At 67.5% G+C, this 21453-nt stretch carries 16 protein-coding genes, 2 tRNA genes and 1 pseudogene; 4 read left to right on the forward strand and 15 right to left on the reverse strand.

Annotated features, from left to right (window positions below; genetic code table 11):
- Positions 1 to 28 precede the first annotated feature (28 nt).
- From acs to RA210_RS16140, 4 genes are all read left to right on the forward strand, one after another.
- Positions 29 to 1966: an acetate--CoA ligase gene (gene acs, locus RA210_RS16125; protein WP_201487284.1), complete on the forward strand. Its 1938-nt coding sequence runs from the start codon at positions 29 to 31 to the stop codon at positions 1964 to 1966.
- Positions 1967 to 2050: 84 nt separating this feature from the next.
- The gene (locus tag RA210_RS16130) at positions 2051 to 3067 is read left to right on the forward strand and encodes a class I SAM-dependent rRNA methyltransferase (RefSeq protein ID WP_201487285.1); all 1017 of its coding nucleotides are present in this window, start codon (positions 2051 to 2053) and stop codon (positions 3065 to 3067) included.
- A 111-nt stretch (positions 3068 to 3178) separates the two neighbouring features.
- Positions 3179 to 6307 carry a DUF748 domain-containing protein gene (locus tag RA210_RS16135; RefSeq protein WP_201487286.1) on the forward strand — a complete coding sequence of 1043 codons (3129 nt, stop codon included), beginning with the start codon at positions 3179 to 3181 and terminating at the stop codon, positions 6305 to 6307.
- Between the two features lie 70 nt (positions 6308 to 6377).
- Positions 6378 to 6683, forward strand: a complete 306-nt coding sequence (locus RA210_RS16140; RefSeq protein WP_136489970.1) for a DUF2845 domain-containing protein — start codon at positions 6378 to 6380, stop codon at positions 6681 to 6683.
- A gap of 71 nt (positions 6684 to 6754) precedes the next feature.
- Here the strand turns inward: RA210_RS16140 and pnp are convergent, their stop codons facing one another.
- The 15 genes and pseudogenes from pnp to RA210_RS16215 form a co-directional block, all read right to left on the reverse strand.
- A complete protein-coding gene (gene pnp / locus RA210_RS16145) occupies positions 6755 to 8860 on the reverse strand; it encodes a polyribonucleotide nucleotidyltransferase (protein WP_201487287.1) in 2106 nt (701 codons plus the stop codon).
- Positions 8861 to 9072: 212 nt separating this feature from the next.
- Positions 9073 to 9342, reverse strand: a complete 270-nt coding sequence (gene rpsO / locus RA210_RS16150; RefSeq protein WP_136489968.1) for a 30S ribosomal protein S15 — start codon at positions 9340 to 9342, stop codon at positions 9073 to 9075.
- A gap of 96 nt (positions 9343 to 9438) precedes the next feature.
- Positions 9439 to 10353 (reverse strand): tRNA pseudouridine(55) synthase TruB, encoded by a 915-nt coding sequence (gene truB, locus RA210_RS16155; protein ID WP_136489967.1) that lies wholly within the window; start codon positions 10351 to 10353, stop codon positions 9439 to 9441.
- 3 nt (positions 10354 to 10356) lie between these two features.
- A complete protein-coding gene (gene rbfA / locus RA210_RS16160; protein WP_136489966.1) occupies positions 10357 to 10746 on the reverse strand; it encodes a 30S ribosome-binding factor RbfA in 390 nt (129 codons plus the stop codon).
- Positions 10747 to 10841: 95 nt separating this feature from the next.
- Positions 10842 to 13379: a translation initiation factor IF-2 gene (gene infB, locus RA210_RS16165; RefSeq protein WP_201487288.1), complete on the reverse strand. Its 2538-nt coding sequence runs from the start codon at positions 13377 to 13379 to the stop codon at positions 10842 to 10844.
- A 27-nt stretch (positions 13380 to 13406) separates the two neighbouring features.
- Positions 13407 to 14888 carry a transcription termination factor NusA gene (gene nusA, locus RA210_RS16170; protein ID WP_136490470.1) on the reverse strand — a complete coding sequence of 494 codons (1482 nt, stop codon included), beginning with the start codon at positions 14886 to 14888 and terminating at the stop codon, positions 13407 to 13409.
- 48 nt (positions 14889 to 14936) lie between these two features.
- Complete coding sequence (gene rimP, locus RA210_RS16175) at positions 14937 to 15395, reverse strand: ribosome maturation factor RimP (protein WP_136490471.1); 459 nt, start codon at positions 15393 to 15395, stop codon at positions 14937 to 14939.
- A gap of 135 nt (positions 15396 to 15530) precedes the next feature.
- Positions 15531 to 15607, reverse strand: a tRNA-Met gene (locus RA210_RS16180).
- A gap of 91 nt (positions 15608 to 15698) precedes the next feature.
- Positions 15699 to 15784: transfer RNA gene (locus tag RA210_RS16185), tRNA-Leu, on the reverse strand.
- 24 nt (positions 15785 to 15808) lie between these two features.
- Positions 15809 to 16186 (reverse strand): preprotein translocase subunit SecG, encoded by a 378-nt coding sequence (gene secG, locus RA210_RS16190; RefSeq protein ID WP_136490472.1) that lies wholly within the window; start codon positions 16184 to 16186, stop codon positions 15809 to 15811.
- A gap of 2 nt (positions 16187 to 16188) precedes the next feature.
- On the reverse strand, positions 16189 to 16944 hold the full coding sequence (gene tpiA, locus RA210_RS16195) for a triose-phosphate isomerase (RefSeq protein WP_201487289.1): 756 nt from the start codon (positions 16942 to 16944) through the stop codon (positions 16189 to 16191).
- Positions 16945 to 17009: 65 nt separating this feature from the next.
- A complete protein-coding gene (glmM, locus tag RA210_RS16200; protein ID WP_201487290.1) occupies positions 17010 to 18353 on the reverse strand; it encodes a phosphoglucosamine mutase in 1344 nt (447 codons plus the stop codon).
- A 24-nt stretch (positions 18354 to 18377) separates the two neighbouring features.
- Entirely contained in the window at positions 18378 to 19229 is an 852-nt protein-coding gene (gene folP, locus RA210_RS16205) for a dihydropteroate synthase (protein ID WP_201487291.1), read from the reverse strand.
- Between the two features lie 7 nt (positions 19230 to 19236).
- Complete coding sequence (gene ftsH / locus RA210_RS16210) at positions 19237 to 21150, reverse strand: ATP-dependent zinc metalloprotease FtsH (protein ID WP_168772529.1); 1914 nt, start codon at positions 21148 to 21150, stop codon at positions 19237 to 19239.
- Between the two features lie 179 nt (positions 21151 to 21329).
- A pseudogene (locus tag RA210_RS16215) lies at positions 21330 to 21437 on the reverse strand (23S rRNA methyltransferase); the annotation flags it as partial.
- Positions 21438 to 21453: the final 16 nt, after the last annotated feature.

The raw sequence follows: 21453 nt of genomic DNA on the forward strand, positions 1-21453 counted from the left end.
TCGCGGACAGCCTTCCAGGAGCTGCGCCATGTTCGACATCCGCCCCCACCCGGTCGATGCCGCCGCCTACCGCCATGCCTGGCTGCACGCCGAGGACTACCGGCGCCTGTACCGGCAGTCCATCGACCACCCCGAGCAGTTCTGGAGCGAGCAGGCCCGCCAGTTCCTCGACTGGTTCAGGCCCTGGCGCAGCGTGCACCACGGCGACTTCGCCCGCGGCCAGGCCAGCTGGTTCCGCGGCGGCCAGCTCAACGCCGCCTACAACTGCCTGGACCGCCACCTGGCCAGCCGCGGCGAGCAGACCGCGATCATCTGGGAAGGCGACGAACCGGGACAGTCCCGCCACCTCAGCTACCGCGAGCTGCATGAGCAGGTCTGCCGGCTGGCCAATGCGCTGAAGCTGCTGGGGGTGAGGAAGGGCGACCGGGTGTGCATCTACCTGCCGATGATCCCGGCGGCGGCCTGCGCCATGCTCGCCTGCGCGCGGATCGGCGCGGTGCACTCGGTGGTTTTCGGCGGCTTCGCCCCCGACGCCCTGCGCGACCGCATCCAGGACGCCGACTGCCGGCTGGTGATCACCGCCGACGAGGGCGTGCGCGGCGGCAAGCGCATCCCGCTGAAGGCCAACGTCGACCACGCCCTGCGGGACTGCCCGAACGTGACCGGCGTGATCGTGGTCGCCCACCGCCACGCCGGCATCGACTGGCTGGCCGGGCGCGACCACTGGTACCACGAGCTGCTCGGCCAGGTCGACGGCGACTGCCCGGCCGAGCCGATGGACGCCGAGGACCCGCTGTTCATCCTCTACACCTCGGGCTCGACCGGCAAGCCCAAGGGCGTGCTGCACTGCACCGGCGGCTACCTGCTGGCCGCGGCCATGACCCACAGGTACGTGTTCGACTACCGCGACGGCGAGGTGTTCTGGTGCACCGCCGACGTCGGCTGGGTCACCGGGCACAGCTACGGGGTGTACGGGCCGCTGGCCAATGGCGCGATCACCCTGCTGTACGAGGGCGTGCCCGCCTACCCGGATGCCGCGCGGCCCTGGCAGATCGTCGACAGGCACAAGGTCAACATCTTCTACACCGCGCCCACCGCCCTGCGCGCGCTGATGCGCGAGGGCGAGGCACCGGTGCGCCGGACCTCGCGCGCGAGCCTGCGCCTGCTCGGCTCGGTGGGCGAGCCGATCAACCCGGAGGCCTGGGAGTGGTACTACCACGTGGTCGGCGACAGCCGCTGCCCGATCGTCGACACCTGGTGGCAGACCGAGACCGGCGCCATCATGATCGCCCCGCTGCCCGGCGCCACCACCCTCAAGCCCGGTTCGGCGACCCGGCCGTTCTTCGGCGTGCAGCCGGTGCTGCTCGACGAGCAGGGCCGCGAGATCGAAGGTCCCGGAGCGGGGCTGCTGGCGCTCAAGGCCAGCTGGCCGAGCCAGATCCGCACGGTCTTCGGCGACCACCAGCGCCTGCTCGACACCTACTTCAGGCACTACCCCGGCTACTACTTCACCGGCGACGGCGCGCGCCGCGACGAGGACGGCGACTGGTGGATCACCGGGCGGGTCGACGACGTGCTCAACGTCTCCGGCCACCGCCTGGGCAGCGCCGAGGTGGAGAGCGCGCTGGTGCTGCACGACGCGGTGGCCGAGGCCGCGGTGGTCGGCTACCCGCACGACCTCAAGGGCCAGGGCATCTACGCCTTCGTCACCCTGATGACGGACAGCCAGCCCAGCGAGGGCCTGCGCCAGGAACTCGCCGAGCTGGTCGCCCGCGAGGTCGGCCACTTCGCCCGCCCGGATCTGATCCAGTGGGCGCCGGGTCTGCCGAAGACCCGCTCGGGCAAGATCCTGCGGCGCATCCTGCGCAAGATCGCCGGCAACGAGCTGGACAACCTCGGCGACCTGTCGACCCTGGCCGACCCGACCGTGGTGGACAACCTGATCGAGCAGCGCATCCACCGCTGAGCGTCGCGCCGGCGCGTGGAAAAGCGGCGGCAGCCCGCGCGGGCGCTGGTAAACTGCCGCTCCCCATCCCCGAGGAGACGCGCCATGTCCGCCTTGAACCAGGCGCTGCGCGCCGCCTTCGAGCGCCGTCAGGCCCTGATCGCCGAACTGCACGGCCAGGGCACCGACTGCTACCGCCTGTTCCACGGCAGCCAGGAGGGCGCGCCGGGCCTGACCGTCGACCGCTACGGCCCGCAGCTGCTGGTGCAGAGCTTCCACCAGCCGCTCGAGCGCGATGCCCTGCTCGAGCTGTTCGCCGCCTGCCAGGCCTTTCTCGGCAGCGAACTGCTGGCGGTGTACAACGACCGCTCGCAGCCCAACTCGCGCATCGACCGCACGGATCCGGTCTGCCAGCCTACCCCCGAGGCGCTGGCCGACCTGGTCGGCCACGAGTGGGGGCTGAACTACCGGGTGCGCGCCCGCCACCCGGGACAGGACCCGCTGCTGTTCCTCGACCTGCGCAACGCCCGCGGCTGGGTCAGGCGCCACAGCGCCGGCAGGTCGGTGCTCAACCTGTTCGCCTACACCTGCGGCGTCGGCCTGTGCGCCGCGGCCGGCGGCGCACGCCGCGTGGTCAACCTCGACTTCGCCGAGGGCAACCTGGCGGTCGGCCGCGAGAATGGCGCGCTCAATCCGGCCCTGCCGGAAATGCACTTCATCCAGTCCGACTACTTCCCGGCGATCCGCCAGCTGGCCGGCCTGCCGGTGGCGCACCGCCGCGGCCAGCGCCTGCCGAGCTACCCGCGCCTGGCCGCCGAGCAGTTCGACCTGGTGTTCCTCGATCCGCCGGCCTGGGCGCGCAGCGCCTTCGGCACCGTCGACCTGCTGCGCGACTACCAGAGCCTGCTCAAGCCGGCGCTGCTGGCCACCGCCGCGGGCGGCACCCTGGTGTGCTGCAACAACCTCGCCAGGGTCGAGCTGGACGACTGGCGCGAGCAGGTGCTGCGCTGCGCGGCGAAGAACGGCCGCCCGGTGCGCGAGGTCGAGGTGCTGGCGCCGGCCGCCGACTTCCCCTCCTTCGACGGCCGCCCGCCGCTGAAGACCCTGATCCTCCATCTCTGAACCGTGCCGGGCGCCGGCCTGCCGCGGCAAACTGCCGGCGCCGGCAAGGATCGGAACCGGCCGGGCATGCCATACTCCAAGGCAGCTCACGCCCGATAGAAGCGCCCGGCCATGTCCAAAGGATTGAAACGCGGTCTCGCCGCGCTGGTTCTCGCCCCCCTGCTGTACGCCCTGCTCGGCTTCCTCGTGCTGCCCTGGGCCGGCCTCAAGCTGGCCAACCAGAAGCTGGCCGAGTACGCCACCGTGCCGGCCCGCCTCGAGCGCATCGAGCTCAACCCGTTCAGCCTCGAGCTGACCCTGCACGGCCTGCGTGTGGGCGAGGCCGGGGCGGAACAGCTGGCCTTCGCCCGCCTGTACGCCGACCTGCAGGTCGACAGCCTGTGGCAGGGCGCCCTGCACCTGCGCGAACTGCTGCTGGAGCGGCCGCACGTCGAGCTGCTGTTCGCCGCCGACCGGCCGTTCAACCTGCTGCGCCTGTTCAGGTTGCCGGCGAAGGGCGCCGCGGAAGAAAAGCCGGCCGGCGAGCCCTTCCCGCTGCTGGTCGACCGCCTGGCCCTGAGCGGCGGCAGCCTGCATCTGCTCGACGAGCGCCCGCAGCCGCCGGTCGAACTGCGCTACGAGGCCCTCGACCTCGAACTGCGCCACATCGGCACCCGCGCGGAGGACAACGGCGAGTTCAGCCTCAAGGCCAGCGGCTCGAGCGGCGCCAACCTCGACCTGCAGGGCCGCCTGGGCCTGCAGCCCGTGCGCGCCGAAGGGCGGCTGCAGGTGGCCGAGATCGGCCTGACCACCTGGTGGCCCTACGTGCGCCGCGCGCTGCCGCTGGAGCTGACCCAAGGGCAGGCCAGCGTGGCCAGCGACTTCCGCCTCGAGCTGCGCGAGGGCCTGCATCTGCAGCTGGACAACAGCCAGCTGCAGCTCAGCGGCCTGCGCCTGCAGCAGGCCGATGGCCAGCCCCTGCTCGATGCCGAACGCCTCGACCTCGCCAGCGCCCAGCTGCGTCTGAGCCCGGGACCGCAGCTGATCCTGAGCGACGGCCAGGCGCACCTGGCGGCGCTGCAGCTGCACCGTCCGGGCGAGCAGCCGCTGCTCAGGCTGGCCAGCCTGGAAGCCGGCAATGCCAGCCTGGACCTGGGCGCCCGCCAGCTGGTGATCGGCCAGCTGCGCAGCCAGGGCCTGGAGGCCTGGGCCGCGCGCGAAGCGGATGGCCGCCTCGACTGGCAGACGCTGGTCGAGCAGCAGCTGGCGCAGCTCCAGCGCCACGCCGCGGCCGCCGGCAGCAGCGAGCGCCCCGTCGGCACGGCGGAGCAGCCGGTCGCGGCCGGCGAAGCGGCCAACGCCAGTGCAACGCCTGCCGCGCCGGCCACGGCCACGGAACAGACTGCCGGCACGGACGCCTCGGCGCCATCGGCCGGCCCCTGGCAGGTGCAGCTCAGGGACATCCAGCTGCGCGACTGGCGCGCCCACCTCGCGGACCGCGTGCCCAGCCCCGCCGTGGCGCTGGACATCGGCCCGCTGGATCTCGACCTGCAGGATGCCACCAGCACTGGCGAGCAGCCCTTCACCCTCAGGCTGGCCAGCGGCATCGGCGCCCATGGCCAGCTGGCGGCCAGCGGCCAGGTGCGCCTCAGGCCGCTCGCCAGCCAGCTCAAGGTGCAGGCGAGCGACCTCGACCTGCGCCTGGCGCAGGCCTACCTCAGCCCGTTCATCCACCTGGAGCTGCGCAGCGGCCTGCTCGGCGCCGAACTGGCGGTCGACCTGCAGAACGCCGCGCCGCTGGCGTTGCGCCTCGCCGGCAAGGCCAGGGTCAGCCAGCTGCACACCCTGGACACCCTCAAGGGGCGCGACTTCGTCAGGTGGCAGACCCTCGACCTCGACGGCCTCGACTACCGCCACGGCGAGCAGCTGCGCATCGACCGCGTGCGCCTGCAGCAGCCCTACGCGCGCTTCATCATCAACGAGGATCTCAGCACCAACGTCAAGGAGCTGCTGATCCCGCAGCCGCCCAAGGCGGCACCGACCCGCCCGGAGCCGCCGCTGCACCTGGTGGTGGGCGGCATCGACATCGCCGACGGCTCGGCCAACTTCGCCGACTTCTCGCTCACCCCCAACTTCGCCACCGCCATCCAGCAACTCAACGGGCGCATCGGCACCCTGGACAACCAGTCGCGCAAGCCGGCCAGCGTGGACATCCGCGGCAAGGTCGACCGCTACGCGCCGGTGAGCATCAAGGGTCAGCTGACGCCCTTCGCACCGCTGGAGCAGCTGGACATCGCCACCCGCTTCCAGCGCGTCGAGCTGACCACCCTGACGCCCTACGCCGGCAAGTTCGCCGGCTACAAGATCCGCAAGGGCCGTCTCAATCTCGACCTGCACTACCGGATCACCAAGGGCCAGTTGAACGCCGACAACAAGGTACTGCTGGAGGACCTGCAGCTCGGCGAGCGGGTCGACAGCCCCAGCGCCACCGACCTGCCGGTGCGCCTGGCGGTGGCGCTGCTCAAGGACACCGACGGCAACATCGCCATCGCCCTGCCGGTGCAGGGCGACCTCAACAATCCCGAGTTCAGCGTGGTGCCGATCGTCTGGCAGACTCTGCGCAACCTGATGCTGCGCGCGGTGCAGGCACCGTTCAAGCTGATCGCCGGCCTGCTCGACGGCGGCGAGGAGCCGCTCGACAGCGTGCCCTTCGCCGCCGGCTCCAGCGAACTGGACGAGCAGGCCCGCGCCAGCCTCGGCAAGCTGGCCAAGGCGCTGGGACAGCGCCCGGCCCTGCGCCTGGAGGTCGAGGGCATGAGCGTGGCCGCGCTCGACGGCCCGCCGCTGGCCGAACAGCGCCTGACCCGCGAATACCAGGAGACCTGGTACCGCATGCTGCAGCGGCGCGGCGACAAGGTGCCGGCCGAGGCCAGCCAGCTCCAGGTGCCGGAAGACATGCAGGCGATCCTGCTCGAGGGCATCTACCGCGCCCGCCTCGGCCAGCAGCCGCCGGCCGAATGGCGCGAGCTGAAGAAGCCCGAGCGCGCCGTCCGCCTGCGCCAGGCCGTGCTCGACTCCTGGGCGCAGAGCGCGCTGCTGCAGCGCCAGCTGGCCCAGGACCGCGCCCGCGCGATCAAGGCCTGGCTGGTCGAGCAGGGCGGCCTGGCCGACGAGCGCATCTACCTGCTGGATGTCGGTAGCGTCGAGGGCGCCGGCACCGGCGGCCGCATCGTCGTGCCTCTGCATCTGGACAGCGAATGAGCATGCGACTGCGCGGTCCAATCGACAGCGGCCGCCTCGGCCCGCAGAATGCCCCCCAGCCACCATCGGGATGATTCCAGTGAAAGCCTTCCTGCCCCTGACCCTGCTGCTGCTCGCCGTTCCGGCCGGAGCCGCCACCCTGCGCTGTGGCAGCGCCCTGATCAGCACCGGCGATCACGCCCTCGAGGTCCAGGAGAAGTGCGGCGAGCCGGCCAGCCGCAGCATCATCGGCTACCGCCAGCGCGGCGACGACTGGGGCAACTACGAGGAGGTCCGCATCGACGAGTGGATCTACGGACCGCGCAGCGGCATGTACTACTTCCTGCGCTTCGAGGGCAACCGCCTCACCGAGATCCGCAGCCAGCGCCGCTACTGAGCCTCGCCCTCGCCGATCCCGGAAAACAGAAAAGGCCCCGAAGGGCCTTTTCTGTCATGCGCTCAGCTCGATCAGACGCCGGAGGCTTCGGCAGCCGCCACGTCCTTGATCGACAGCTTGATGCGACCGCGGTTGTCCACGTCCAGCACCAGCACCTTCACTTCCTCGCCTTCCTTGAGCACGTCGGTGACCTTCTCGATGCGCTTGTCGCTGATCTGCGAGATGTGCACCAGACCGTCCTTGCCCGGCAGGATGTTGACGAAGGCGCCGAAGTCGACGATGCGCTCGACTTTGCCGACGTAGATCTTGCCGATCTCGGCCTCGGCGGTGATGCCCAGCACGCGCTGACGGGCAGCCTCGGCGGCTTCCTTGGTCTCGCCGTAGATCTTCACGCTGCCGTCGTCCTCGATGTCGATCGAGGCCTTGGTCTCTTCGCAGATGCCGCGGATGGTGGCGCCACCCTTGCCGATCACGTCGCGGATCTTGTCCGAGTCGATCTTCATCTGGATCATGGTCGGCGCGTTTTCCGACAGCTCGGCGCGCGGCTTGGCGATCACCTGGTTCATCTGGCCGAGGATGTTCAGACGCGCTTCCAGAGCCTGGTTCAGCGCGATCTCCATGATCTCTTCGGTGATGCCCTGGATCTTGATGTCCATCTGCAGGGCGGTGACGCCCTTGTCGGTACCGGCCACCTTGAAGTCCATGTCGCCGAGGTGGTCTTCGTCACCGAGGATGTCGGTCAGCACGGCGAACTTGTCGCCCTCCTTGACCAGACCCATGGCGATACCGGCCACCGGCGCCTTGACCGGCACACCGGCGTCCATCAGCGCCAGGGAAGCGCCGCACACGGAAGCCATCGAGCTGGAGCCGTTGGATTCGGTGATTTCCGACACCACGCGGATGGTGTAGGGGAAGTCGGCCTGGCTCGGCAGCATGGCGGCGACGCCGCGACGTGCCAGACGGCCGTGGCCGATTTCGCGACGACCCGGGCTGCCCATGCGGCCGCACTCGCCGACCGAGAACGGCGGGAAGTTGTAGTGCAGCATGAAGGCGTCCTTGCGCTCGCCTTCCAGGGTGTCCAGCAGCTGGGCGTCACGGGCGGTGCCGAGGGTGGCGACCACCAGGGCCTGGGTCTCGCCACGGGTGAACAGCGCGGAGCCGTGGGTCTTGCCCAGCACGCCGACCTCGATGGCCAGCGGGCGCACGGTGCGGGTATCGCGGCCGTCGATGCGCGGCTTGCCGTTGACGATGTTCTCGCGCACGGTGCGGTATTCGAGCAGGCCGAACACTTCCTTGACTTCGCCGGCCGGGAACTGGCCTTCGCCGTCACCGGCGAACTTGGCGATCACCTGCTCGCGCAGGGCGTCGAGGGCGGCGTAGCGCTGCTGCTTGACGGTGATGGTGTAGGCGTTGGAGATCGCCTCGCCGAACTCGGCCTTGATGGCGTCGATCAGCACGGTGTTGGCCTGCGGAGCCTGCCAGTCCCAGCGCGGCTTGCCGGCTTCGGCGGCGAATTCCTTGATGGCGCGGATGGCGTTCTGGAATTCCTCGTGGGCGAACAGCACGGCGCCCAGCATCTGGTCTTCGGTCAGCTCTTCGGCTTCCGACTCGACCATCAGCACGGCGTCTTCGGTACCGGCCACCACCATGTCCAGGCGCGAGCTCTGCAGCTGCTCGTAGCTCGGGTTGAGGATGTAGCCCAGTTCGTCATGGTAGCCGACGCGGGCGGCGCCGATCGGACCGTCGAACGGGATGCCGGAGACGGCCAGGGCGGCGGAGGTGCCGATCATCGCGGCGATGTCCGGATCGGACTTCTTGTTGGTCGACACGACGGTGCAGACGACCTGCACTTCGTTCATGAAGCCTTCGGGGAACAGCGGGCGGATCGGGCGGTCGATCAGGCGCGAGGTCAGGGTTTCCTTCTCGCTCGGACGGCCTTCACGCTTGAAGAAGCCACCCGGGATGCGGCCGGCGGCGTAGGTCTTTTCCTGGTAGTGCACGGACAGCGGGAAGAAGCCCTTGCCCGGATCGGCCTGCTTGGCGCCGACCACGGTGACCAGCACGCTGACATCGTCGGTGCTGACCAGCACCGCGCCGCTGGCCTGCCGGGCGATGCGCCCGGTCTCGAGGGTGAAGGTCGTCTGACCGAACTGGAACTGCTTGATAACCGGATTCACGGTGTTTTCCTTCTCTGTGTTGCCTTGGGGAAATCGCTGGAGCTCTGGAGTCGCGCCCGCTGGCGCGCTCGGCAAGTCATCTACGAAAGGCGACTGCCACGGCCTTTCGTGGATGCCCTGGGAAAACCGGGAGCTGGCGCCCCGGGGCGGAGGCGGGCCAAGGCCCACCTGTCGCTCCGAACCGCCAGCTCCCGGCTTCGGCGAGCCACGTCTTAGCGACGCAGGCCCAGGCGCGCGATCAGGGCGCTGTAACGAGTGGTGTCCTTACCCTTCAGGTAGTCCAGCAGCTTGCGGCGCTGGTTGACCATGCGGATCAGACCACGACGGCTGTGGTGGTCCTTGGCGTTGGCCTTGAAGTGATCCTGCAGCTTGTTGATGTTGGCGGTCAGCAGGGCAACCTGCACTTCCGGGGAACCGGTATCGCCAGCAGCTTGCTGATACTCGTTAACGATCTGGGCTTTCTCTTGGACGCTCAGTGCCATGATGGACTTTCCTCTGAGGTAACAGGCCGGGGAAGTACCCCGTTTTCATGAGTGGAGGAGTGACCGTGCCTGCTGACAGCCACCCTCGTCCGGTCCTCAGGACCGAATCAGTCGACGCGGCGCAATGCGCCCGTCGTCGGTCGCCTCACCGATACCGATGAAGCGACCTTGGTGATCGCGTACCCGCAGCATGCCGAACTTCGGCGCTTCGGGAGCCCGCACCGGCTGCCCGTGCAGCCAGTAGTAGGCGCTGTGCTCCGACAGCTGCACTGCCGGCCAGTGCTCCAGACCGCAGTCCACCGGGAGGAGGAAGCGATCCAGTGCCTCGGCGCCACCCTGCTCGTGGGCGGCGATCAGCTCGTCGAGGCTGATCGCCTGCGCCAGGCTGAACGGACCGGCCTGGGTGCGGCGCAGCTCGGCGACATGTGCCCCGCAGCCCAGCGCCTGGCCGAGATCCTCGACCAGGGTGCGGATGTAGGTGCCCTTGCTGCAGCTGACTTCCAGATCGGCGAACGGCGGCGCGAAGCGGGTCAGCTCGAGCCGGTCAATAGTAACAGAACGCGCCTCGCGCTCCACCACCTCGCCGGCGCGCGCCAGCTTGTACAGCGGCTGACCATCCTTCTTCAGCGCCGAGTACATCGGCGGCACCTGCTGGATGGCACCGCGGAAACGCGGCAGCAGGGCCTCCAGCTGTTCGCGGTCGAAGTTCACCTCGCGGCGCTCGAGCACCTCGCCCTCGGCATCGCCGGTGGTGGTGGTGACGCCGAGGTGCATGACCGTGGCGTAGCCCTTCTCGGCGTCCAGCAGGTACTGGGAGAACTTGGTCGCCTCGCCGAAGCACAGCGGCAGCACCCCGGTGGCCAGCGGGTCGAGGCTACCGGTGTGGCCGGCCTTCTCGGCGTTGAGCAGCCAGCGCACCTTCTGCAGGGCGGCGTTGGAGCTGAAGCCGCGCGGCTTGTCGAGGATCAGGATACCGCTGACTGCGCGGCGGATGCGTTTGACCTGGGCCACGCCTTACTCCTTGTCCGTGTCCTGGTGACGACGGTCCTCGGCCACCGCGCGCTCGATCAGCGCCGACAGCTGGGCGCCGCGGCGCACGCTCTCGTCGTAGAGGAAATGCAGCTGCGGGATGGTACGCAGCTTGATCGCGCGACCGAGCAGCATGCGCAGGTAACCGGCGGCATCCTTGAGGATCTCCTGGTTGAGGGCGATCTTCTCGGCGTTGTCGTCCTGCCCCATCACGGTGAAAAACACCTTGGCGTGGGCCAGGTCGCGGCTGACGTCGATGCCGGTCAGGGTCACCAGGCCCAGACGCGGATCCTTGATCTCGCGCTGGATCAGCTGCGCGAGCTCGCGCTGCATCTGGTCACCGATCCGCTGGGTGCGGCTGTATTCTTTGGCCATGACTGTAATCCGTAAAAAACCCTGAAGCCGAAACGCACAAGCCGGAAGCATCCTACAGGAGCTTCCGGCTTGGCGCTTGCAGCACTCGCTGGCGCTTAGAGGCTGCGCGCTACCTGGACCTTCTCGAAGACTTCGATCTTGTCGCCGACGCGGACGTCGTTGTAGCTCTTCACGCCGATACCGCACTCCATGCCGTTACGCACTTCGGCGACGTCGTCCTTGAAGCGGCGCAGCGATTCCAGCTCGCCCTCGAAGACCACCACGTCGTCGCGCAGCACGCGGATCGGACGGTTGCGATGGACGGTACCTTCCAGCACCATGCAGCCGGCGATGGCGCCGAACTTCGGCGAACGGAACACGTCACGCACTTCGGCGATGCCGAGGATGTTCTCGCGCACGTCGCTGCCGAGCATACCGGTGAGCGCCTTCTTGACGTCCTCGATGATGTCGTAGATGACGTTGTAGTAGCGCAGGTCCAGACCTTCCTGCTCGACGATCTTGCGCGCGCCGGCGTCGGCACGCACGTTGAAGCCGAAGATCACCGCGCTGGAAGCCAGCGCCAGGTTGGCGTCGCTCTCGGTGATGCCACCGACGCCGCCGCCGACCACGCGCACCTGGACTTCCTCGTTGCCGAGGCCTTCCAGCGAGCCCTGCAGGGCCTCCAGGGAGCCGCGCACGTCGGTCTTGAGGACCACGTTGAGGGTCTTCTTCTCTTCCTGACCCATGGTCTCGAAGATGTTTTCCAGCTTGCCGGCGTGGGCGCGGGCCAGCTTGACCTCGCGGAACTTGCCCTGACGGAACAGCGCGACTTCGCGGGCCTTCTTCTCGTCGGCGACCACGGTCAGCTCGTCGCCGGCATCCGGGGTGCCATCGAGGCCGAGGATCTCGACCGGGATGGACGGACCGGCTTCCTTGATCGGCTTGCCGTTCTCGTCGAGCATGGCGCGCACGCGGCCATAGTTGACGCCGACCAGCACCATGTCGCCCTGGCGCAGGGTACCGTCCTGGACCAGCACGGTAGCCACCGGACCGCGGCCCTTGTCCAGGCGCGACTCGACCACCACGCCACGGCCCGGGGCCGACGGCGTGGCCTTCAGCTCGAGGACTTCGGCCTGCAGCAGCACGGCTTCGAGCAGCTCGTCGATGCCGGTACCGACCTTGGCCGACACGTGCACGAACGGCGCATCGCCGCCCCACTCTTCCGGGATCACATCCAGCGCGGCCAGGCCGTTCTTGATGTTGTCCGGATTGGCGTCCGGCTTGTCGATCTTGTTCACCGCGACCACGATCGGCACGCCAGCCGCTTTCGCGTGCTGCACGGCTTCCTGGGTCTGCGGCATCACGCCGTCGTCGGCCGCCACCACCAGGATGACCACGTCGGTCGCCTGGGCACCACGGGCACGCATCTGGGTGAACGCGGCGTGGCCGGGGGTGTCGAGGAAGGTGATCATGCCGCGATCGGTTTCCACGTGGTAGGCGCCGATGTGCTGGGTGATGCCACCCGCCTCGCCGGTCGCCACCTTGGTGCGGCGGATGTAGTCGAGCAGCGAGGTCTTGCCATGGTCGACGTGACCCATGACGGTGACCACCGGTGCGCGCGACGCGGCCTCGCCCTCGAACTTGAGGGATTCGGCCAGTTGCTCTTCCAGGGCGTTCTCGCTGACCAGCTTGACCTTGTGGCCCATCTCTTCGGCCACCAGCTGCGCGGTTTCCTGGTCGAGCACCTGGTTGATGGTCACCGGAGAGCCCATCTTGAACATGAACTTGACCACTTCGGCGCCCTTGACCGACATCTGCGCGGCCAGTTCGGCCACGGTGATGGTCTCGCCGATGCTCACTTCACGTACGATCGGGCCGGTCGGGCTCTGGAAGCCATGCTGGTTGCGCTTCTTCAGCTTGCCCTTGCCGCCACGGCCGCCACGACGGGCAAAACCGTCCTCGTCATCGCTGCGCGGAGCGACGCGCGGAGTCGGCGCCTTTTCCTTCAGCGACGGGCGATGCTGGGCCTGCTTGCGATCGCGACGCTCGTCGTCCTCGTTGCGCTTGGGTGCCGCGCGGCGAGCCTCTTCCTTGGCGCGCTCGGTAGTGGCCGGCTTGGCGGCCTCGACCTGGGCTGCCGCCACAGCGGCAGCTTCGGCGGCAGCCTGGCGGGCGGCCACTGCACGCAGGCGGGCTTCCTCGGCGTCGTCGACACGCCGGCGCGACTCCGGCCGGGCCGGCGCGGGGGCCGGGGCCTCGGCCTTCTGGCGCGCGACCTCGGCGGCGGCGCGCTCGGCTGCCGCACGCTCCTCGGCAACACGCTTGTCGTCCACCTCGCGCTTGGGCGCGACCACCGCTTCGGCCGCTTCCGGCTTGACGAAGGTCTTCTTCTTGCGCACTTCGACGCTGATGGTCTTGCTGCCAGCCACCCGCAGGGTGCTGGTGGTCTTGCGCTTCAGGGTGATCTTGCTGGGTTCTTCCAGCTTTTCACCGTGGCTGCTCTTCAGGTGCGCCAATAGCTTCTGCTTCTCTTCGTCGGTCACTACTTGCTCGGCGCGGTTGTGCGGCAGACCTGCCTCACGCATTTGCTGCAGCAGGCGCTCTACCGGTGTATCGACCACCTGGGCCAGTTCTTTCACCGTGACTTGCGTCATGCACTTCTCTCCTCAGGCCGCGACCACTTACTCGAACCAATGGGCTCGGGCGGCCATGATCAGCTTGCCGGCACGCTCTTCAGTCATGCCGTCGATCTCGAGCAGGTCGTCAATCGACTGCTCGGCCAGGTCTTCGCGGGTGGGCACGCCACGCAGGGCCAGCTCGACAGCCAGCTCCTTGGTCATGCCGTCCAGTTCCAGCAAGTCATCTGCCGGATGGGCGTCCGCGAGCTTCTCTTCAGTGGCGATCGCCTTGGTCAGCAGGCGATCCTTGGCACGGGCGCGCAGCTCATTGACGATCTCTTCATCAAAGCCCTCGATGCTGAGCATCTCTTCCATGGGCACGTAGGCAATCTCTTCCAGGGTGGTGAAACCCTCCTCCACCAGCACCTCTGCCAGTTCCTCGTCCACCTCCAGCTCGTCGATGAAGCGCTGCAGGATGTCGCCGGTCTCGGCCTGCTGCTTGGCCTGGATGTCGGCCTCGGTCATCACGTTGAGGGTCCAGCCGGTCAGCTGGCTGGCCAGGCGCACGTTCTGCCCGCTGCGGCCGATGGCCTGGGCCAGGTTGTCGGCCGCCACGGCGATGTCCATGGTGTGGGTGTCCTCGTCGACGATGATCGCCGCCACTTCGGCCGGAGCCATGGCATTGATCACGAACTGCGCCGGGTTGTCGTCCCACAGCACGATGTCGACGCGCTCGCCGCCCAGCTCGCCGGACACGGCCTGCACGCGCGAACCGCGCATGCCGATGCAGGCACCCTGCGGGTCGATGCGCTTGTCCTTGGAGCGCACGGCGATCTTGGCGCGCGAACCCGGGTCACGGGCGGCAGCCATGATCTCGATCAGCCCTTCGGCGATCTCCGGCACCTCGATGCTGAACAGCTCGATGATCATTTCCGGCGCGGTGCGCGACAGGATCAGCTGCGGGCCGCGGTTCTCGCTGCGGATTTCCTTGAGCAGGGCGCGCACGCGGGTACCGACGCGGAACGACTCGCGCGGGATGATGTGCTCGCGGGCCAGCAGGGCCTCGGCATTGTTGCCCAGATCGACGATCACGCTGTCGCGGGAGGCCTTCTTCACGGTTCCGGAGATGATCTCGCCGACCCGCTCGCGGTAGGCGTCGACCACCTGGGCGCGCTCGGCCTCGCGGACCTTCTGCACGATGACCTGCTTGGCGGTCTGCGCGGCGATGCGGCCGAACTCGATCGACTCGATCTTCTCCTCGATCAGGTCGCCGACCTTGGCGCCTTCCTGCTTCTCCTGCGCCTCGGCGAGGGTCAGCTCGGCCGCCGGATTCTCCAGGGCCTCTTCCTCGACCACGGTCCAGCGGCGGAAGGTTTCATAGTTGCCATTGTGACGATTGATCGACACGCGCACGTCGACCTCGTCCTCGTAACGTTTCTTGGTGGCAGTGGCCAGAGCCAGTTCCAGCGCTTCGAAAATCACGCCGGCCGGTACGCCCTTTTCATTGGACACCGACTCTACTACCAGCAGTACTTCTTTGCTCATCGTACGCCTCGCCTTTCGCAATCCATTGGGATCCGCCGGATCCGCGCCTCAGTCAAAACGGGGAATGATGTTGGCCTTGTCGATCGACTCGATCGGCAGCAGGTATTCATGGTTGTCGACCTGGACCACCACATCCTGCTCCTCGACGCCACACAGCACGCCCTGGAAATTGCGTCGACCCTCGTAGGGCGAGCGCAGCCTGATCTTCACCTGCGCGCCGGCATGGGCAGCGAACTGCTCGAGGGTGAACAAGGGGCGATCCATTCCCGGTGAAGAAACTTCCAGGGTGTACTCGCCGCTGATCGGGTCCTCGACATCCAGCACACCGCTGATCTGGCGACTGACCTTTTCGCAGTCGTCGATCAGGATGCCATCGGGATTATCGATGTAGACCCGCAGCAGGGAGTGCCGCCCCTGGGAAATGAATTCGATGCCCCAGCACTGGTAGCCGAGGGCCTCGACTACCGGGGCCAGCAAGGCCTGCAACTGTTCTAGCTTGCTCGACACCTGATCGCCTCCGCATGCTGTGCAAACAAAAAATGGGCGAAGCGCCCATCCCGTAGGTGACCACTCGCCAGAATGGAGAGTGGTACAGACTGTCCAACTAGCAAAAGGCCCCTTAAAAGGGGCCTTTTGAAAAACTGGTTGCGGGGGCAGGATTTGAACCTACGACCTTCGGGTTATGAGCCCGACGAGCTACCAGACTGCTCCACCCCGCGTCAAAGATGATGAACTATACAGTGCCCGCCCCTGGCGGTCAACTGAAGTTCCGGTAACGACAAAGCCCGCATCAGCGGGCTTTGTCGTGTTTGGTACCGAGGAGGGGACTCGAACCCCTACAGCCTATGGCCACTACCACCTCAAGGTAGCGTGTCTACCAATTCCACCACCTCGGCAAACTCTTTGTCGCAAACTACCCGTTACTGCTTCTGTCCTTCAGTTGCCGGAACATCCGAGGACTGGGGCTTTTGCGCTTCAAGCACTGGCACATCATCTGCAGCAGGCTTGCTTGGAACTTCTAGCACTGCCGGATCCGGCAGACCGCTTTGATTAAGCATATCAGCTTTGTCTTTGGCAAAAAAGGCCAAACCGAGGCTGGTAGCAAAAAAAACAGCAGCAAGTATAGCAGTAAAACGACTCAGGAAGGTAGCCGAACCCTGACTACCGAACACGGTTGCCGAAGCACCCGCACCGAACGAAGCGCCGGCATCGGCACCCTTGCCCTGCTGCACCAGCACCAGGCCAACCAGCCCCAGCGCCACCAGCAAATGCACAACGATCACCACAGTCTCAAGCATCTTCAGCTTCCCGCGGCACGACAGATCGCGCCGAACTCGTCCGCATTGAGGGAGGCTCCACCGATCAGCCCCCCATCGATATCCGGCATGCCGAACAACTCGGCCGCGCTGGCGGCCTTCACGCTGCCGCCATAAACAATCCTGACACCTGCCGCCACGCTGGCATTCTCCGCCGCCAAGTGGGCGCGAATCGCAGCGTGCACCTCCTGGGCCTGCTGCGGAGTCGCCGTCAGCCCGGTGCCAATGGCCCAGACCGGCTCGTAGGCGACCACCGCCCTGGCGAAGGCTCCGACTCCGAGCTCATCGATCACCGCGCCGAGCTGCTGCATCACCACCGCCAGGGTCTGGCCGGCCTCGCGCTGCTCGCGCGTCTCGCCGACGCACAGCACCGGGACCAACCCATGCATCTGCGCTGCGGAGAACTTGCGACAGACGATCGCATCGCCCTCGCCCAGCAACTGGCGGCGTTCGGAATGCCCCACCAGCACATAGCTGCAACCCGCATCGGCCAACTGACTGGCGGAAATCTCGCCAGTCAGCGCACCCTGCATCGGCTCGACCGCGCAATTCTGCGCACCGACGGCGATCTGCTTGCCCGACAGCCCGGCAATTGCCTGGGTCACGTACAGACAGGGCGGCATCACCGCCACATCGACACCCGCCGGCAGGGCCAGCATGCGCAAACCTTTGATCAGCTCGGAAACGCTGGCCTGTGTGCCATGCATCTTCCAGTTACCAGCGACCAGGGGGCGGCGCATGCTAAACCTCGTCGTCCAAAGTGGGCGCAGATGTTACTCAAGCGCAGGCAAACTGGCAAGCGAAATCAAGCACATACCTCTTTCACGAGGGCAGCGAGGGTTTCCGCATGGGCACGCACCACTGCCTCGTCGTCGCCCTCGACCATCACCCGCACCAGCGGCTCGGTACCCGACTTGCGCAACAGCACGCGGCCGCGACCGGCCATGGCCTCGGTCACCCGCGCACAGGCTTCCTGAACCTGCGGGTGCGCCACCGGGTCCTGACCACCGCCGAAGCGCACGTTGATGAGTACCTGCGGGCACTTGTGCAGACCGTGGCGCGCCTCGGCCAGGCTCTGCTCGCGTCGACGCAGGGCCAGCAGGACCTGCAACGCGGCAACAATCGCGTCGCCGGTGGTGACGTGCTGCTTGCAGACGATGTGTCCGGAGTTCTCGCCGCCCAGCACCCAGCCGCGCTCGAGCATCTCGGCCATCACGTAGCGGTCGCCGACCTTGGCGCGCACGAACGGGATGTTGCGCGCCGCAAGGGCCAGTTCGAGACCCAGGTTGCTCATCAGGGTGCCGACGACGCCGGTGCCTTCCGGCAGGCGGTCGCGCTCCTGGAGGTCGCTGGCGACGATGTACAGCAGCTCGTCGCCATCGACCACGGCACCGGTATGGTCGACCATCAGCACACGGTCGCCGTCGCCGTCGAAGGCGATGCCCATGTCGGCCCCCTGCTCGAGTACCGCCTGCTGCAGCGCACCCATGTGCGTGGAGCCGACTCCCGCGTTGATGTTGACGCCGTCCGGCTGCGCGGCGATCACCGCCACCTCGGCGCCCAGCTCGCGGAACACGCTGGGCGCGACCTTGTAGGTGGCGCCGTGGGCGCAGTCGAGCACCAGCTTGAGGCCGGAGAAATCGGTGCTGGTCGGCACGCTGCTCTTGCAGAACTCGATGTAGCGGCCGGCGGCGTCGTTGATCCGCGAGGCCTTGCCCAGCTGCGCCGACTCGACCACGTGCATCGGCGCATCGAGCAGTTCCTCGATCATCAGCTCCACTTCGTCCGGCAGCTTGGTGCCCTTGCCGGAAAAGAACTTGATGCCGTTGTCGTCGTGGGGATTGTGCGAAGCGCTGATGACGATGCCGGCGTCGGCGTGGAAGGTGCGGGTCAGGTAGGCCACCGCGGGAGTGGGCATCGGCCCGAGCAGCATAACGTCGGCCCCGGCGGCGATCAGACCGGCCTGCAGGGCGGACTCGAACATGTAGCCGGAGATGCGCGTGTCCTTGCCGATCAGCACCTTGCAGTGGCCCTGGCGACGAAACGCCATGCCGGCGGCCCAGCCCAGCTTGAGCATGAACTCGGGGGTGATGGGAAACTCGCCCACGCGACCGCGGATACCGTCGGTACCGAAATATTTTCTAGCCATCCTGTCTTCCTGCTTCTGTTCTCGTCACTCCGCCCATTCCACGGCGGCAATCATGCGGACCACGTCCACGGTCTCGGCGACATCGTGCACGCGGATGATCTGCGCTCCCTTGGCCACCGCCAGGGCGGCCAGAGCCAGACTGCCGTACAGGCGCTCGCCCACCGGCCTGTCCAGCACCTTGCCGATCATGCTCTTGCGCGACACGCCGACCAGCAGCGGCAGGCCGAAGGCATGCAGCCGCTCCAGATGCTGGAACAGGCGCAGATTGTGCTCCAGGGTCTTGGCGAAGCCAAACCCGGGATCCAGCACGACGCGCTCGCGAGCGATGCCGGCGCCCTCGCAGGCGGCGATGCGCTCGGCGAGGAAGTCGCGCACCTCGGCATGAATGTCCGGGTACTGCGGATCGTCCTGCATGTTGCCCGGCTCGCCGCGCATGTGCATCAGGCACACCGGCAGGCCGCTTTCGGCCGCCGCGGCGAGGGCACCGGGGCGCTGCAGCGAGCGCACGTCGTTGAGCAGGCCGGCGCCGAGGCGCGCCGAATCGCGCATCACCGCGGCGGTGGAGGTGTCGACGGAAATGATCACGTCCAGCTCGCGGGCGATGGCCTCGACCGCCGGACAGACCCGCTCCAGCTCCTCCTGCTCGGAAACCGGTGGTGCTCCCGGACGTGTCGACTCGCCGCCGATATCGATCAGCGTGGCGCCGGCGCGCACCATCGACTCGGCGTGCCGCAGCGCGGCATCCAGGCGACCGAAGCGGCCACCGTCGGAGAAGGAGTCGGGGGTGACGTTGAGGATGCCCATCACCTGCGGACGGGACAGATCGAGAAACCGGCTGCCACAGGGCAGCCGGTCGAGGTGGGGATGCTTGCTCATCGAAGGATCAGTGCTCTCCGGCCGGGCCGCCGATCGGCTTGTCGGCCCGCGGACCGGCCTCGGCCTGCGGCCGGCTGCCTCCCGCGGAGCCGCTGCCGGAGTCGCCCCAGCCCTTGGGTTCGCGCGGCTCGCGGCCGTCCATGATGTCGGCGACCTGCTCGGCATCGATGGTCTCGTACTTCATCAGCGCATCGGCCATGGCGTGCAGCTTGTCGAGGTTGTCGCGCAGGGCCTGCTCGGCCTGGGTGTAGTTGCCGTCGATCACCGCACGCACCTCCTCGTCGATCAGCCGCGCGGTTTCCGCGGAAACGTTGCTGCCGCGTCCGGCCGAGCGGCCGAGGAACACCTCTTCCTCCTCGTCGGCGTAGGACAGGAAGCCCAGCTTGTCGGACATGCCCCACTGGGTGACCATGGTCCGCGCGATGCGGGTGGCCTGGCCGATATCGCCGGTAGCGCCGTTGGTGACCTTGTCGTGACCGAAGATGATCTCCTCGGCGATGCGCCCACCGAAGATCATCTTCAGCTTGTTGTGCAGCCAGATGCGGCTGTAGCCGTGGTGGTCGCGCTCGGGCAGGGAAATGGTCACACCCAGGGCGCGGCCGCGCGGGATGATGGTGACCTTGTGCACCGGGTCGGAGGGGAACAGGCAGCCGAGGATGGCGTGGCCAGACTCGTGGTAGGCGGTCATCAGCTTCTCGTCCTCGGTCATGACCATGGAGCGGCGCTCGGCGCCCATCATGATCTTGTCCTTGGCCAGCTCGAACTCCTTCATCTCGACCAGGCGCTTGCCGTTGCGCGCGGCGAACAGCGAGGCCTCGTTGACCAGGTTGGCCAGGTCGGCGCCGGAGAAGCCGGGGGTGCCGCGGGCGATCACCGAAGGCTCGACGTCGTCGCCCAGCGGCACCTTGCGCATGTGCACCTTGAGGATCTGTTCGCGACCGCGCACGTCCGGCAGGCCGACCACCACCTGGCGGTCGAAGCGGCCCGGGCGCAGCAGCGCCGGGTCGAGCACGTCCGGGCGGTTGGTGGCGGCGATGACGATGATGCCGTCGTTCATCTCAAAGCCGTCCATCTCCACCAGCAGCTGGTTGAGGGTCTGCTCGCGCTCGTCGTGCCCGCCGCCGAGACCGGCGCCGCGATGGCGGCCGACCGCGTCGATCTCGTCGATGAAGATGATGCAGGGCGCATGCTTCTTGGCCTGCTCGAACATGTCGCGCACGCGCGAGGCACCGACGCCGACGAACATCTCGACGAAGTCGGAACCGGAGATGGTGAAGAACGGCACCTTGGCCTCGCCGGCGATGGCCTTGGCCAGCAGGGTCTTGCCGGTACCGGGCGGGCCGACCATCAGCACGCCGCGCGGGATACGCCCGCCAAGGCGCTGGAACTTGCCCGGATCACGAAGGAACTCGACCAGCTCGCCGACCTCCTCCTTGGCCTCGTCGCAGCCGGCGACGTCGGCCAGGGTGGTCTTCACCTGGTCCTCGGAGAGCAGGCGCGCCTTGCTCTTGCCGAAGCTCATCGGGCCGCCGCGACCGCCGCCGCCGCCCTGCATCTGGCGCATGAAGAACATGAACACGGCGATGATCACCAGGATCGGGAAGCTGGCCACCAGCAGCTGGCTCCAGATGCTCTGCTGCTCGGGCTGCTTGCCCTCGATCACCACCTTGCTGTCGATCAGGTCGCCGATCAGGCCGTTGTCCTGGATCGCCGGGCGCACGGTGCGGAAGGGTTCGCCGTCGACACGGCGGCCGGTGATGATGTAACCGTCGACGGTCACACGCTCGACCTTGCCGTCCTTGACCTCCTGGATGAACTCCGAATAGTTGAGCGACTGCGGCTCGTTCGGAGTGGAGAAGTTGTTCATCACCGTCACCAGCACGGCTGCGATGATCAGCCACAGGATCAGGTTCTTTGCCATGTCGTTCAATTGACTACCCTCGCTGACCGGCCCCGCCTGGAAACCGCTTCACATGACGGCCGGTTCTCTACCGACCTAACTTACTACAGCCGCCCGATTGCTGGCAGAGCGGGTTGTAACGTCGTTTGACCCGGCACCGGGCCATTGCCTGCAGTCTAGGCGCCGCAGAACCCGCGTGCGAGCAGATACTGATCGCGCGAACGGTAGCCGTCCTTCTGCGCCATCTTCACGCAGGGATCGTCGAAATGCTCTTTCAGCCAACGCGGGCTGGTCTTGGAACGGGCCACGGGGTACCTCATCTGT

Source organism: Pseudomonas sp. OF001 (genome assembly GCF_904426495.1).
Taxonomy (GTDB): domain Bacteria; phylum Pseudomonadota; class Gammaproteobacteria; order Pseudomonadales; family Pseudomonadaceae; genus Geopseudomonas.